Origin of the sequence: Pseudomonas sp. JDS28PS106 (assembly GCF_036706555.1) — a bacterium.
Lineage (GTDB): Bacteria > Pseudomonadota > Gammaproteobacteria > Pseudomonadales > Pseudomonadaceae > Aquipseudomonas.
The window spans coordinates 309,169-323,511 of sequence record NZ_JBAJGT010000003.1 but is presented as its reverse complement, the minus strand read 5'-3'; the positions used below and the strand labels follow the sequence as shown (position 1 = coordinate 323,511).

The 14,343-nt window shown below is 55.5% G+C and carries 10 protein-coding genes and 1 pseudogene; 10 read left to right on the top strand and 1 reads right to left on the bottom strand.

Annotation, left to right across the window (positions count from 1 at the left end; all coding sequences use genetic code 11):
- Window positions 1-34 precede the first annotated feature (34 nt).
- The gene (locus TRP66_RS06820) at window positions 35-2,305 is read left to right on the top strand and encodes an FAD-dependent oxidoreductase (RefSeq protein WP_333400606.1); all 2,271 of its coding nucleotides are present in this window, start codon (window positions 35-37) and stop codon (window positions 2,303-2,305) included.
- A gap of 90 nt (window positions 2,306-2,395) precedes the next feature.
- Here the strand turns inward: TRP66_RS06820 and TRP66_RS06815 are convergent, their stop codons facing one another.
- Window positions 2,396-3,388, bottom strand: coding sequence for an isopenicillin N synthase family dioxygenase (locus TRP66_RS06815; protein ID WP_333400604.1), 993 nt, complete (start codon window positions 3,386-3,388; stop codon window positions 2,396-2,398).
- 392 nt (window positions 3,389-3,780) lie between these two features.
- Between TRP66_RS06815 and TRP66_RS06810 the strand changes: the two genes are divergently transcribed.
- The 9 genes and pseudogenes from TRP66_RS06810 to TRP66_RS06765 all read left to right on the top strand — a co-directional run bounded on the left by TRP66_RS06810 (window position 3,781) and on the right by TRP66_RS06765 (window position 14,302).
- Window positions 3,781-4,689: a DMT family transporter gene (locus TRP66_RS06810; protein ID WP_333400603.1), complete on the top strand. Its 909-nt coding sequence runs from the start codon at window positions 3,781-3,783 to the stop codon at window positions 4,687-4,689.
- Window positions 4,690-4,946: 257 nt separating this feature from the next.
- Window positions 4,947-5,588: a TetR/AcrR family transcriptional regulator gene (locus TRP66_RS06805; RefSeq protein WP_333400602.1), complete on the top strand. Its 642-nt coding sequence runs from the start codon at window positions 4,947-4,949 to the stop codon at window positions 5,586-5,588.
- A 516-nt stretch (window positions 5,589-6,104) separates the two neighbouring features.
- Window positions 6,105-7,156, top strand: a pseudogene (locus TRP66_RS23545) (proline racemase family protein).
- A gap of 68 nt (window positions 7,157-7,224) precedes the next feature.
- Window positions 7,225-8,310 carry an aldo/keto reductase gene (locus TRP66_RS06790; protein ID WP_333400599.1) on the top strand — a complete coding sequence of 362 codons (1,086 nt, stop codon included), beginning with the start codon at window positions 7,225-7,227 and terminating at the stop codon, window positions 8,308-8,310.
- 57 nt (window positions 8,311-8,367) lie between these two features.
- Window positions 8,368-9,297 (top strand): aromatic amino acid DMT transporter YddG, encoded by a 930-nt coding sequence (yddG, locus tag TRP66_RS06785; protein WP_333400597.1) that lies wholly within the window; start codon window positions 8,368-8,370, stop codon window positions 9,295-9,297.
- 301 nt (window positions 9,298-9,598) lie between these two features.
- Window positions 9,599-10,573, top strand: a complete 975-nt coding sequence (locus tag TRP66_RS06780; protein ID WP_333400596.1) for a quinone oxidoreductase family protein — start codon at window positions 9,599-9,601, stop codon at window positions 10,571-10,573.
- Window positions 10,570-11,496: a LysR family transcriptional regulator gene (locus TRP66_RS06775; RefSeq protein WP_333400595.1), complete on the top strand. Its 927-nt coding sequence runs from the start codon at window positions 10,570-10,572 to the stop codon at window positions 11,494-11,496. Before TRP66_RS06780 ends, TRP66_RS06775 begins: the two co-directional genes overlap by 4 nt.
- Window positions 11,497-11,536: 40 nt before the next feature.
- Window positions 11,537-12,433: an EamA family transporter RarD gene (gene rarD, locus TRP66_RS06770; protein WP_333400594.1), complete on the top strand. Its 897-nt coding sequence runs from the start codon at window positions 11,537-11,539 to the stop codon at window positions 12,431-12,433.
- Between the two features lie 528 nt (window positions 12,434-12,961).
- A complete protein-coding gene (locus TRP66_RS06765) occupies window positions 12,962-14,302 on the top strand; it encodes a DEAD/DEAH box helicase (RefSeq protein WP_333400592.1) in 1,341 nt (446 codons plus the stop codon).
- The last annotated feature ends 41 nt before the right edge of the window (window positions 14,303-14,343 follow it).

The following is a 14,343-nucleotide window of genomic DNA, read 5'->3' as shown; positions in this document are numbered from 1 at the left end:
TCAACTTTAGCTTGACCTTATCAACCCTGATCGAATGGAGCGGAATGTCTTGACCATGACGGCTACCCCCATAGGCGCTGTAGACGCGATCTGGAGATACCCTGTTAGCTCGGCAGGTGGTGAAAGAGTTCCGCGGGCTTACGCAGTACAGGCCGGGCTCAGTGGAGACAGGTCTTATGCTGTCTTTGATGACGAAACACTTGAGCCAGCAGATCCGGCTAAAAGAGAGTGGCACGCCGTCCCTCGACTTCTTGCCAGACTGGGTAAAGGCGGTCAGCTGGAAATGTCGGTTGACAGTCGTCAGTGGCTATCTCATGACGACCCTCAATTTAGGGAGGCTCTGTGCGAGTTGTATCAGCGCCAAGTCTGCGTCCGTCCGTACGGGGCAAACGTTTCGGGTAAAGTCCTGGCTCACCGCTACAAGCTAAGTCCGATTCATCTACTAAGCCGCCAGTCGCTCGCGAAGCTCCAGTCGCTTATCCCCGAGAGCCTGGTGGATGTGCGGCGGTTTCGACCCAATATTGTCGTGGATCTACCGAATTCTCAGAGAAATGCTCCACCGGAATACCAACTGATAGGGCAGGAGTTTCAGCTGGGCAGTCTCCGTCTGCGCGGCGTTAAACCATGTGGTCGCTGCAGCTTCACAACCTTGAAGCAGTTCGATATCCCCGAAGACCGATCGGTGTTGCGAGCGCTGATATCCCACTTTGACAAAGATTTTGGAATTTATTGCGATGTCGTTGAGGATGGCTGGGTGGAGCAAGGTGATTCCGTTGTCCTCGATCAGGCTGCAAGCTACCGATCGCCGGTAGTAGTCATAGGGGGAGGGCAGGCAGGTGCCACGGCGGCCCGGATGCTCCGAGAATATGGTCACACAGGCCCTATTACGATCTTGGGTGAAGAGGGTCACGCTCCCTACGAGCGGCCTCCGCTATCGAAAACTTTTGTTCTGCCAGCGCCCGGGACTCCCCCTTTAACCCATGTGCTGTCTTTTACGGATGCTGACCAATTGGGCATAGAGCTTAGGCTCAGCGAGCGTGCCGTACACATTGATCGGCAAACCAAGGTCGTCGAGACTGCGCATGGAGCTTCATATCCCTATGGGCATCTAGTGATCGCCACAGGCGGTTCTGCACGTCGGATGCCGATGGTGAGTCGGGGGTACGGTCGAACCCATAGCATCCGGACAGTCCTTGATGCGGAGCATTTGCAAAGGGCGTTCGAGGGCGCCCAAAAAGTATTTGTCTTAGGGGGTGGCTGGCTGGGCCTGGAAATAGCCAGCGCTGCCAGGAAGATTTCCATCGATGTCGAACTGTTCGCCCGCCAAGCCAGGTTGTGTTCCCGGGTGCTTCCAGAAGCCGTAGCTGACTACATCGCTCAAGAACATATACGCCATGGGGTGAAACTTCATCTGGGCTGCGAACCAGTGTTTCACGAGTATCCAGATAGGATCGAGGCCCATTTCGATGGGGCTGTGGAAACAGCCGATCTTCTAATCGTGGCTATTGGAATGGCGGCTAATGATCATCTTGCCAAGCATGCTGGCCTGGACTGCGAGGACGGTGTACTCACAGATGAAGATGGCGCCACCAGCGATCCGGACGTTTTCGCCGTGGGAGACGTCTCCCGCCAACGGTCAGCCCAATGCCTGCGAGGCATGCGGATCGAGAGCTGGCAGAATGCAACCGAGCAGGCGGGGAGGGCAGCTATGGCGATTTTGGGCTTGGAGCGGCCGCCGCCATACGTTCAGCGATTCTGGTCAGATCAATATGACCTCTCCATCCAGGTAGCAGGTTCACCCGACCCGGGTGCTCGGCCAGTTTCCTGTGACAGTACCACCGCGCCCTTCTGGCAGTTCGAAACCTTTGCCGTCGGCATCAACCGGCCAATGGATGTGCACCGTTTTGCGGCGAGGCTCGCAGGGGGAGAGGCTCAGCGGCCACTGGATGTAGACAGCCGTCCGAGCGACACAGCCCCGCGGCAGACAGTAAGGCAGCTGATAGGGTCGATAGGTGATATCTCCTCGGGGGATTTGAAGCAGGTCACTGTGGTCGGTATAGGCCAGATTGTGATAGCGCGTGTAGGTGACGGGTATTTCGGCATACAAGAGCAGTGCCCCCATGCCAGCGCATCGTTGGCGGAAGGCTTCCTGGAAAACGGACGCATTGTTTGCCCGCTTCATTTCGCTGAATTCGATCTAGTGACAGGTGCTGCATTCAACGCACCCAAGGGGTGTGCCAGAGCTGTCACATATCGCATTGAAGCTGACGGTGAAATGGCCTATATCTGGGTGCCTCTGGACTAACGAAGCCACTTCAATCAGGAGAACCCGAAGCTCACATGCTTCGGGCCCCTGATCTCGTAGCCAAGTCCCAACTAGGGTCTGTCGCAGTAATCAGCCGCGCTCTTGTGCCTTCTGCAGGTGTGTGTAAGTCGACAAAAACTTATCGTATTTGTATTTGCCACAAGTATACGGCTTGTATTTGGCGGGGTTCGATGGCGACACGCATGTGGGAACGACCTCGACGACGGCGTCGTAGTCCAGATCGATAAAGAACGGAATGGAGTATCGGGCTTTTCCGCTGGTATTGATTACGCGGTGGAGCGTAGCAGGATAGCGGTCGTTGGTGAACGTCTGAACCAAATCGCCGATATTCACTACGAACGTATCTTCGACGGGCGGAGCACTTACCCATTCACCCTCACGGTTCTGAACCTGAAGGCCGCCGTTGCTGTCCTGGGACAGAATGGTCAGGAAGCCATAATCAGTGTGTGCGCCTGTGCCGATTTCGCCCACTGAGATCTGGCCGGTCTGCGGCGGGTAGTAGTTCAAGCGATGAATAGTGATTGGCTTGCGCTGTAATTTCTCGAAGTAGTCCTCAGGCAAATCCAGACTCAACGCTATCGCCCCGATGAGTTTGCGCGAAAGACGCATCATTTCGTCATGGTACTGCTCAAACACTTCCCGGAAGCGCGGGATTTTCTCTGGGATCGGATTAGGGCCAAAGAAAGGTGAAACCTCATCGTAGTGCTTGCCCAAGTCAAAACACTCTTTGAAATCCTTTGTGTTTTTGGGGTCAGCATTCTCGGTGTACATCGGGATGTAGCCGCGGAAGATCTCGCCGTAGTTGACGATGCTGAGCTTTTCCTTGTCTTCATATGGCAAAGCGAACAGCTCCGCCGTCAGCTTGTAAGCATCCTGAATCAGGCTTTTAGGTACCCCGTGGTTCTTGATGTACAGGAACCCGATGTTTTCACAGATATAGCCAATTTCCCTGGATACCTTCTGCGGGTCGCTACCGTCCAGCAGGGGCGCCAGGTCGACAACCGGAATCTCGTGGAATGAAGTGGTTTTACTTTCCAAGCTGCGATTTGCATTGCTGCCCATATTGTTACCCTCTTTTTTGTCAGGTACGGCCGGCCGTTCAACTGGCGAGGCTTTCTCGTTTCTTCATGGAAGCCAATCGGGTCGATCTGTGTTCGCGCCTCGATGACCAGAGGCTGGATCATCTAGACATATGTGTCAAGACTGATGTACAGTTATGTCGTCAGGGTTTTTTTAACTACCTGATTACCTTCGTAAAATATTTCCATGCGACATCCGGGGGCTTGCCTAGGGAGGCACAAGGATGTTGAAACGAACGTTGGTTTGTTTCTTGTCAAGAAAAACGGCTGTCATAGCCGTTGAGTTGTCGGCCACCACTCGAATAGGCGGTACCCTGAGCAGCCGCAGCGTCACGGTGAAGAGGGCGATCGCACCTCAACTTTTTAAGGAGTGATATGCATCGCCCTCGATCTCAAATCATAGGTATGTGGCTGATGGCGAGCGTGGCCTTTGTGTTCGCCAGTCACGACGCCATTTCAAAAACACTGATGCTGAGCCTTCCAGTGATCTTCGTCGCCTGGGTTCGCTATGTTGTCCATGCGGTCTTGGTTAGCAGCGTGATGGCCGCCCGAGGCGGGGGCCATCACTTCAAAACGAAACGACCATGGCTACACCTGCTACGGGCCGTGGTTCTACTGATCGACAGTCTGACATTCATGTATGGGCTCACGCATGTCCCCTTGGGAGAGTCCACCGCGATCGTCTTTCTAGCGCCAGCCTTCGTCACCTTGCTGTCGCCATTTCTTTTTCGAGTCAGATCCGGCAGAGCTCAGTGGTTGTCGGTGATTGTCGGGTTTATTGGGGTATTGATGGTTATCAATCCAGCGAGCGACTCGTTCTCGCTGTATATGCTGTTCCCTTTGGCAACGGCCTTCTTCTTCGCCTTGTACCTGATGTTGACCCAGCTCGCGGGGGAACAGGACAGCCCAGCGGCCTGCAGCTTTTATGTGGGCATATTCAGCGCAGGTATGTTAAGCGTCGCCGTTCCTTTCTTCTGGGTTCAACCGAGTACGGCCCAGTGGGTGATGCTGCTGATACTAGGATGCCTGGGGTTATGTGCCCATTACCTGATAGCTAAGTCCTACACCTATGCATCGTCTGCAACACTGGCGCCCTTGGGATATCTGCAAATCGCTTTCGCTACGCTCTACGGGATCGTACTTTTTGATGCGGCCCCGATGCTTTCAACAGGCGTGGGCATGCTGCTCATTTTCGCGAGCGGGATGCTCGTGTATGGCAAGAGCCCCGCGAGCAAACTAGACAGCGACACCGGCGGGTCTCAGGTCAAAGATGTCGTCCGCTAACCTGAGCAATAGGGCGCTGGCGGTAGTGCAGAGGGAGGCGCGACTTCACTTGCAGCCTGGCATCGGGAATCGGTCTTACTCGTGCGCCGATCTGCTTTGTTGGTATTAAAATCTTGGCGGCTCGAGGCGGCCGTGTGCGTGCCTTCGTTTGACGGGTGTATCCTCTGCTCAATCTCGGCGGGCCCTGATTTCGCCAGACTCCGGGTTTTCAGGCCGATATGGTAAAGCATGACCCAACGATATGATTTGAGGCGTCAATGACAGTTCGCAAAAAAAAAAATGACCTGGACAGCGCTGTGCGAGGCACAGCCGATATCTGGCTGGACGGGGCTTTCGAGCTGCTTCTGGACTCGGGTATCGATTCGGTACGAATCCTTCCCTTGGCAAAAAAACTGGGTCAGTCCCGCACAAGTTTCTACTGGTTCTTCCAGGATCGAGAGGCATTACTTGAGGCCTTGGTCACCCGCTGGCGCGAAAAAAATACTGGAAGCGTGGTGCGGCAGGCCGGCGCCTATGCCGAGAGCCTTCCGGAGGCAATGCTGAACGTCACTGACTGTTGGTTCGATCAGGCGATTTTCGATGCCAGGCTAGAGTTCGCCATGCGCAGCTGGGCCCTGCAGTCAGCCGACATTGCTGCAGAGATCGAAGCCGCAGATGCGCAACGGATGTCCGCCATTTGTGAGATGTTCATTCGCTTCGGCGTCAGCGATCTGACTGCGGATGTCTGCTCGCGAGCTATCTACTTGATCCAGATCGGTTACATCACGATGCAAACCAATGAGGATCGTGATGTGCGCATGAAACGCCTGCCCGAGTACGTCAGGGTGCTTACTCAGCAGGAACCGCTTCCGAAAGAGATGGACAGGTTTTATGCACGGCATGGCTATGTCCCGGACTGAGCATCTGAGCGGCTGGTAGGGTTTGATGCCAGCGAGAAACTGGAAGGTAGCATGCGCTACCGGGGCAGGCCGGAGCCATCAGGTAAAGTCAGCGATAGTCAGCATCTTCCACGCGCGATTGTGCAAAGCATGCAAGGTCAGATCATGCGCCCAAGGCGGGGAGAGAACCGATATCGCACTTAACTACTACGTCGCAAAATGGCTCATATATCTTTTTGCGAAGGAATAATTGTGCCGTCCTGACACATTATATCAGCGGTATAACAGTTCTCGACTATCGACAGTCCACAACCGCGTCATTCTGGCACGCACTACGTAGTGACGAACGATCGCTTAATTCAATCAATTCAGTGATTTAGGGCGTGGCGGGGCGGCTGGGCCTGCTATCTGCGCCTGGTTTTCATTGGCATAAATCCTGCTCTGTAAGACCTGTCGATCCTTAGGAATGACATGCTGCTATGACGCAGCCGCTCCATCGGTATTCGATGCTGTTCACTCAAAACAGGACATCAGGACATGGGTTTCAAAAGGACGTTGCACGCGGTGGATACTCATTCGGGCATCCCAATGCGGGTGGTCACCGGCGGGGTGCCCCATATTCCAGGGAGCTCCGTCTACGAGAAAATGAAGTGGCTTGAGAAGAACGATGACCAGCTACGAAAGTTGGCGTTGCGCGAGCCCCGTGGTTATCCCCCGCATTGCTGCAATGTGATTGTTCCGCCGTGCCATCCCGAGGCGGATGCCGGCTACATCATCCTGGAGCAGATCGAGTATCCACTGATGTCCGGCGGCAATACGATCTCGGTCGCGACCGTGCTGTTGGAAATGGGCATGCTTCCCATGGCAGAGCCGTTTACTGAGTTGACTCTGGAAGCGCCCGCCGGGCTAATTCGTGTAGAGCCGAATGCAGGAACGGCAAAGTCAAAAGCGTTACGTTCAGAAATGTGCCGGCCTTCGCTGTCCATTTGGACGCGGTTATCAACGTGCCTTATTTGGGCGAAGTGACGGTGGACGTGGCCTGGGGCGGCATGTTCTACGTGATTACGGACATACGTCAATTCCCACACCTCCGCTTGAGTCCAGAGCATGGTCGTGAGATCGCTCGTATCAGTGCAATGATCTGCCAAGCTGCTATTGAGCAGTTGCCGGTTGCCCATCCGGATTACCCTGGCGTCGGCATCACCGTATCGCAGCTATCTGGCCCCGCTGATGGCTCTCGCGCCGACTGGAAGAACGTGGTAACCATGGCGACAGGCAGTTTTGACTGGGAGAACCCGGCTACCTGGACAGGGGCGCTGGATCGTTGCCCCAGTGGCACCGGCACCTGCGCCAAAATGGCAGTGCTTTATGCAAAAGGGTTGCTGCAACCCCATCAAGCATTTCGTCACGAAGGTATTCTCGGGATCGTCTATACCGGCAAGCTCGTGGAAACCACCACCGTCGGAGCCTATGCCGCTGTGATTCCCGAGATCAGTGGAACCAGTTGGATATCTGGTATTAACACGCTCGTATTGGATCACGACGATCCGTTTCCTGAAGGCTTCACGGTTGGCGACATATGGGGCTGACCACGGTTTCGCGCGTCGATGCTCAATAACATTTTCTAGAGCTGCCAACGGCAGACCTCAATACTGGCATGTCCAAGATTTTGCGCTGGATGGTTTGTAACGGGATTAACCGCATGAACGCTACAAAGAGAGAAGAATGGCCCAGGTCGAGCCTGACCCCAACCGCCCTCGGGTTTGGAGCGGCTCAGTTGGGTAATTTCAAACGGGAAATGAGCGAGTTCGATGCGCAGGCGCTGATTGAAGCTTCATGGGAAGCTGGCGTCCGGTTTTACGATACAGCGCCAAGTTATGGTCACGGCTTGAGCGAGGTTCGCCTTGGGCATGCTTTAGGCTGTAAGCCGCGTGACGATTACGTGTTATCGACCAAAGTCGGCCGATTGCTCTCGCCTAAAGCCAAAGCCGAGATTGACTTTACCCCTTGGGTGAACGGCTTGCCTTTCGACCGGCACTTTGATTACACCTACGATGGTGCCATGCGTTCAATTGAAGACAGTTTGCGGCGCACCGGTCTTGCACGCATCGATGTCGCTCTGATTCACGAGGTCGATGCAGTAACCCATGGAAATAAGCAGCCTGACGTTTTCAATGAAGCCATGAACGGAGCGGCGAAGGCGCTTCTGGATTTGCGTGATCAAGGGGTAGTGAGGGCTATCGGGGTAGGCGTGAACGAATCCGATGTAGCTCTCGCATCAATTCGCCGAGTCGACTTTGATTGCGTGTTGTTGGCAGGCCGTTACACCTTGCTGGAGCAGTACCCCCTGGACGATTTTCTCCCGCTGTGCCACGAGCGACAGGTATCAGTCATCGTTGGTGGTGGGTACAACAGCGGTATCCTGGCTACTGGTTCAGTGGCGGGGGCAATGTACAACTACGCCCCTGCGGATGACGCCATGCTGAATCGAGTCCGCAGGATAGAAAGTCTTTGTATGGAGTTTGGCGTTCCGCTCAAAGCCGCAGCTCTTCAATTCATCCTTGCTCACCCGGTTATCAAGACTGTCATCCCGGGCTGTCGAAGCGTGAAGCAACTGTACGAGAACATCGAGACCTTGAATGCGGTCATTCCGATCGAGTTTTGGCGTGCTCTCCAGATGTGTCGTCTCATTCGAGAGGAGGCACCGATCCCCCAAGACGAATTGCAGTGTCAGCCGGCTTAGAAACGAAACGTGGCTTTGCCGTCTCGCCGATCAGTCGTTCCCCCTAAGAGAAATGAAATGCTTGTCAGTAATGAGCGCAGCGCCACACTATGTGGTCTGGCTGCGATTGGTTTATGGAGCACGTCCACCGCCTTGATTCGAAGCGTGACCCAGGTGTTTGGCCCCCTGGGTGGCACGGCGATTTTGTATTCAGTTGGGGCTGTGCTTCTGCTGATATTCCTTGGTAGGCCTCGAATCCGGAAATTTTCGAAGGTTTACCTAGTCGTTGGAACTTCGTTATTTGTAGCCTACGAGGTATGTCTCTCGCTTGCCGTTGGATATGCGGCGAGCAGCACTCAAGCGATCGAAGTTGTCTTGGTCAATTACCTTTGGCCGTCTCTCACCATACTTTTAGCCATCGTTATGAATGGTCAACGAGCTAGGTGGAGCATTGTTCCCGGTACTGCCTTGGCCCTTTTCGGCGTGCTTCGGGCGGTAAGCGGAGAAGGCCTTTCAGGGGAAGGTGTTGTCGCTAACGTCATCTCCAATCCTCTGTGCTATGGCCTGGCATTGAGCTGCGCGTTCACTTTCGCTCTGTACTGCAACGTAACTCGCCGCTATGCCGGCGGCGGAAATGCTGTGGCTCTGTTCTTCGTACTGACAGCAGGTGTCTTATGGACAAAATATGCATTCAGCAACGAAGTCCTTCCTGAAATGACATGGGGCGGTGGGCTGGAGATTCTGGCCGCGGGGGGCGCGATGGCCGGAGGATACGCACTGTGGAACATGGGGATCTTGCGTGGCAATTTGACCTTACTCGCAACCGCATCTTATTCGGCCCCAGTGCTCACGTCCGCATTCGCAGCTTTGTGGCTCGGAGCCGCGCTTACAATCCAGTTTTGGCAGGGGGCATTTCTGGTGACGGTCGGTTCCCTCGTTTGCTGGGCTGCGACGAGAACCCGAACGGTTGAGAAGAAGGACGAACAGGTGATTGAGGCTCGTGAGTGATTACATCTCATAGCTCGATCAGGTGAGACGGTGATGGCGCAGAGCAGTCAACACTCTGCGAGAACCACGAATGGGCTGCCTGCTGGCCTCCTGATCGGTTTGTCCGCCAAGTATGAACCGGCAGGCTCCCTTTGGCTTTGTGAGCCTCCTGTAAAAAGGTAGGACAGGTAGGCTCGGACAGAAGAAACGCGATGCACTATTGCTGCATCTGTTGCAGCTATGGGCTGCAATTAGCCGGTCTTGTGCACAGCGCGCTGTGTTCGCATACTGATTCAGAATCCACACTGACTGGAGCAAATGCATGGCCGAAGTGATCCGCTTCGCTCACCCTGGTGAATCGTCTGTACTGGCTCGTGAGGTCTGGCCCGACCTGACACCGGGCGCCGGTGAGATCCTGCTCAAGCAAGAGGCCATCGGGGTCAATTATCTGGATGTCACGCAGCGCAACGGCGCTGTAAAGGTTCCGCTTCCTTCGGGCTTGGGACTTGAGGGCGCAGGTACCGTGCTGTCGGTAGGGGCTGATGTCATGAATGTTCGGTCTGGAGATCGAGTGGCTTATGCTACTGGCCCCCTTGGCGGGTACGCGACCGAACGTCTTTATCCCGCCGAGCGATTGGTGAAGCTTCCTGATGGGGTAGCGTTTGAGCAAGCCGCGGCGGTGTTGTTCAAGGGAATTACCGCTCAGTATCTTCTTAAAACCACCTATCCTGTCGGCCCTGGCTCGACCGTGCTGCTATATGGGGTAGCCGGTGGGCTCGGCCAGATAATGGGACAATGGGCCAAGCATTTAGGCGCATTTGTCATCGGCGTTGTTTCCAAGCCTGAGAGCATCGAGCGGGCGAAGTCCGTCGGGTGCGATGAAGTGGTGGTGTTCAACCCTCATACCCTCGCTTCGGATGTCGCGAATATTACTGAAGGTCGTAAGGTAGATGTCGTCTTCGATCCCATTGGACGGGCCACCTTCGAGGCATCTCTCGACAGTCTGAGACCGAGAGGAGTGATGGTATCGTTTGGCGCCTCATCGGGCGCGCCCTCGGCAGTCGAATTGGCAACTTTGAATTCCAAAGGCTCCCTGTTTCTTACTCGCCCTTCAATTGCGGCGCACACGTCGTCCGTGGCGGAATACCAAGAACGCGCGGCCGATGTACTTGCGGCAGTTGAAGCGGGAATTATCACACCTAGGATCTGGAAGACCTACCCGCTGGAGGAGGCGGCTCTAGCGCACGAGGCGCTTGAGTCAGGAAAATCATCAGGAGCGATTGTCCTTAAACCATGAGTCATGGCTTTCTCGATAGTCAGCATAGTGATGAGATAGCGGCGTTTCTGGCGGTAGCTGGTCAGGGCTCATTTGTGGCCGCTGGGAAACAGCTCCAGCGCCATCCGACCGTAATCTCCAAGCGCCTGGCTGCGATGGAAAAAAGGCTGGGCGTGCGTCTGCTGGAGCGCTCCACGCGGCAGGTTCGGATCACCGAAGTGGGTGCGAAGCTGGAGCAGCAGTTGAGATCTGCGCTAGGGCTGATCGCTGAAGCTGAACAGCAGGCCATTTCAGGCGCTGCAGAGGTTCGCGGCCTATTACGGTTGACGTTGCCCGCTGCTATGGGGCGTTTGTGGCTTGGGCCAATGCTGCCCGAGTTTCTAAGCTCACACCCTCATGTGTGCGTGGTTGCAGACTACAGCGAGCATGTCGTCGATATCATCGAGCAGGGCTATGACGCTGCTCTTCGAATAGGCGAGCTCAATGACAGCAGGCTGATCGCAAACAAACTCTGTGACCACCAGCGAATCCTCTGCGCGTCACCCAGTTACATCGAGCGGTTTGGCATGCCCCTGACACCGGCAGATCTCATTGAGCATAACTGTCTACGGTTCAGCGGATTGCGTTCTTTTCCGGAGTGGAGACTCCATCAAGGAGAGCGTCAGGAAACGGTGATGACCACGGGCACGCTGACCTCTAACGACAGCGAGACGCTTCTTTCTGCAGCACTATCCGGCCACGGGATTTTGGGCGCTGGCGAGTGGCTGATGAGCCGTCAGATCGCGTCTGGACATCTAGTGCGGGTGCTCCCTCAGTGGAGGCTGGACGCCACAGGCGGGGTGTACTTGGTCAGGCCATCGTCGAAGTTTCCATCGGCGACCGTCCTGGCATTCAAAGCCTGGATTGAGTCCAAATTCGCGGGCACGTCGCCGTGGGGCGCTTAACACCGTTAATCATCTAGTTACCTGTTTTTTTGGAGGCCTTTTGTTGAAAGGTGTTGCTTTATCTGTGGCGTCGTCTGCGATTTTTGCAGGCCTGTATTTTTACGCCACGCTTCTACACCCCTTAGACGGGCAGGCCATATTCGGGTGGCGAATGCTGCTGATGCTTCCGGCCATTACCGTGTTTTTAATCTTGTCCAAGGATTGGGGAAACGTCACTGATCTTTGTAAGCGCATCCGTTCCGTACCAGCCATATTTCCCTTGCTCTGTCTGAGCAGCGCGCTTTTGGGAACTCAGCAGTGGCTGTTCATGTGGGCTCCAATCAATGGTCATGGACTGGACGTTTCTCTGGGATATTTCCTGCTGCCACTCGTAATGCTATTGGTTGGGCGCCTTGCTTATGGTGAGCGTCTTAGCAGCCCTCAGAAGCTCGCGGCCTTGTGTGCTGCGGCCGGAGTAGCGAACGAGATATACAGGGTTGGCGGTATCGCGTGGCCTACATTACTGGTCGCGCTAGGATTTCCGCTTTATTTCCTGTTGCGCCGTCGTTTGGCGTCTGCGCATACCGGAGGGCTCTGGTTCGATATCCTCCTCACTTATCCGATCGCAACATACTTCGCTTTCGCTCATGGCGCAGGGATGCAAGCTGTCGCCGAGGCTCCTCGCTTGTATTTGCTGTTGCCTCTACTGGCTATCATCAGTGCAGCCGGCTTCATCTGCTATACAGTAGCCAGCAGGCTCTTGCCTTTTGGCCTCTTCGGGCTCCTTGGCTATGTTGAACCTGTCTTGATGGTCGGGGTGGCGCTTATACTTGGAGAGCAGATCCAGAGGGATGAATGGATGACATTTATACCGATATGGGCCGCAGTCGGCTTGCTGATGTGCGAAGGAGCACTCCATCTATCGTCAGCCTCGCGCCGAAACCCTGTAGAAAGCTAGATTGCCTCATTTCAACTCGCCGCTTATAGCGCCTTGGATCGTGAGCACCGGTTATTCGACATCAGAGACTCCGACCGCAACAAAGTATGTGCGTATTTCACAGCGCTGACTGACCCTTGATCTCTGCGCTGATGAGGTTGCCGGATCAGCGGGTCACGGACGGTAGGCGGGGTGTTGGAAGCTATTCTTCACTCCCTGAGATCGATTTTCTTAACACTTTGCTGCCGGCGGTCATGATCATGGTCAGATGGACGTCGCTAACTCAGGATGAAGTAACCATCATCGCATTTGCGTATTCCGGCGCGCTTCTCCGGTGATAGCCCTTCCTGAATGATGTAGTACGTCCATAAAACCTTGCGAGTCGTTGAGCGGAGGAGGGGCGCGATTAGACCATTACTGTCCGGCCAGAGGCAGTGATAGCAGATTCCGTAACAAAAAAAGGCAGCGAGTGGTAAAGAAACTCGGCCTCGGGGCGCGAAACCGTTAGGCTATGCAGCTGTATCTATGTTTTTCGTCGAGGTAACACCCGTGTTTTCCGAATTCGCCCTGCACGAACGCCTGCTTAAAGCCGTGGCCGAGCTTAATTTCGTCGAGCCTACGCCTGTGCAGGCCGCCGCCATTCCATTGGCATTGCAAGGGCGCGACCTGCGGGTGACGGCGCAGACCGGCAGCGGCAAGACGGCTGCATTCGTATTACCGATCCTCAATCGCCTGATCGGCCCGGCCAAGGTGCGGGTCGACATCCGTGCGGTGATCCTTCTGCCGACCCGTGAGCTGGCGCAGCAGACCCTCAAGGAAGTCGAGCGCTTCTCGCAGTTCACCTTCGTCAAGTCGGGGCTGATCACCGGCGGCGAGGATTTCAAGGTCCAGGCCGCCATGCTGCGCAAGGTGCCGGATATACTGATCGGCACGCCGGGTCGCCTGCTGGAACATCTCAACGCGGGCAATCTGGACCTCAAGAACGTTGAAGTGATGGTGCTCGACGAAGCCGACCGCATGCTGGACATGGGCTTCTCGGAGGACGTGGAACGCCTGGCCGCCGAGTGTGCCCAGCGCGAGCAGACCATGCTGTTCTCGGCGACCACCGGCGGCGCCGGTCTGCGGGAAATGATTCGCAAGGTGCTCAAGGACCCTCAGCACCTGCAGCTCAATAACGTCAGCGAACTGGCGTCCGGCACGCGTCACCAGATTCTCACCGCTGACCATAACGTCCATAAAGAGCAGATCCTCAACTGGCTGCTGGCCAACGAGACGTATCAGAAGGCGATCATCTTCACCAACACCAAGGCGATGGCTGACCGTTTGTACGGCCGTCTGGTGGCTCAGGAATACAAGGCGTTCGTGCTGCACGGCGACAAGGATCAGAAGGACCGCAAGGCGGCCATTGATCGCCTGAAGCAGGGCGGCGCCAAGATCATGGTCGCAACGGACGTGGCGGCTCGCGGCCTGGATGTGGAAGGTCTGGATCTGGTCATCAACTTCGACATGCCGCGCAGCGGTGACGACTATGTGCACCGTGTAGGCCGCACCGGCCGCGCGGGCAGCGACGGGCTGGCGATCTCTTTGATCTGCCACGGCGACTGGAACCTGATGTCCAGCATTGAGCGCTATCTCAAGCAGAGCTTCGAGCGCCGGATCATCAAGGAAGTCAAAGGCACCTACGGTGGACCGAAAAAGGTCAAGGCCTCGGGCAAGGCCGTCGGCACCAAGAAGAAAAAGACCGACAGCAAGGGTGACAAGAAAAAAGTGGCTGCCAAGGGCCCGACCAAGCGCAAGACTGCGAATCGTCCCAAGTCCGATTCGCTGGTGAGCAAAGACGGTATGGCGCCGCTGAAAAAGCGCACTACACCGTCACCCGCAGCGGAATAAACCGCGGCACATCATAGGTGCGATGTAGGAGCCAGCTTGCT

Bases quoted from the DNA above. Each gene is read 5' to 3' on its own strand.
- TRP66_RS06820 (WP_333400606.1), top strand. From the start codon at position 35: ATGGAGCGGAATGTCTTGACCATGACGGCTACCCCCATAGGCGCTGTA.
- TRP66_RS06815 (WP_333400604.1), bottom strand. From the start codon at position 3,388: ATGGGCAGCAATGCAAATCGCAGCTTGGAAAGTAAAACCACTTCATTC.
- TRP66_RS06810 (WP_333400603.1), top strand. From the start codon at position 3,781: ATGCATCGCCCTCGATCTCAAATCATAGGTATGTGGCTGATGGCGAGC.
- TRP66_RS06805 (WP_333400602.1), top strand. From the start codon at position 4,947: ATGACAGTTCGCAAAAAAAAAAATGACCTGGACAGCGCTGTGCGAGGC.
- TRP66_RS06790 (WP_333400599.1), top strand. From the start codon at position 7,225: ATGTCCAAGATTTTGCGCTGGATGGTTTGTAACGGGATTAACCGCATG.
- yddG (WP_333400597.1), top strand. From the start codon at position 8,368: ATGCTTGTCAGTAATGAGCGCAGCGCCACACTATGTGGTCTGGCTGCG.
- TRP66_RS06780 (WP_333400596.1), top strand. From the start codon at position 9,599: ATGGCCGAAGTGATCCGCTTCGCTCACCCTGGTGAATCGTCTGTACTG.
- TRP66_RS06775 (WP_333400595.1), top strand. From the start codon at position 10,570: ATGAGTCATGGCTTTCTCGATAGTCAGCATAGTGATGAGATAGCGGCG.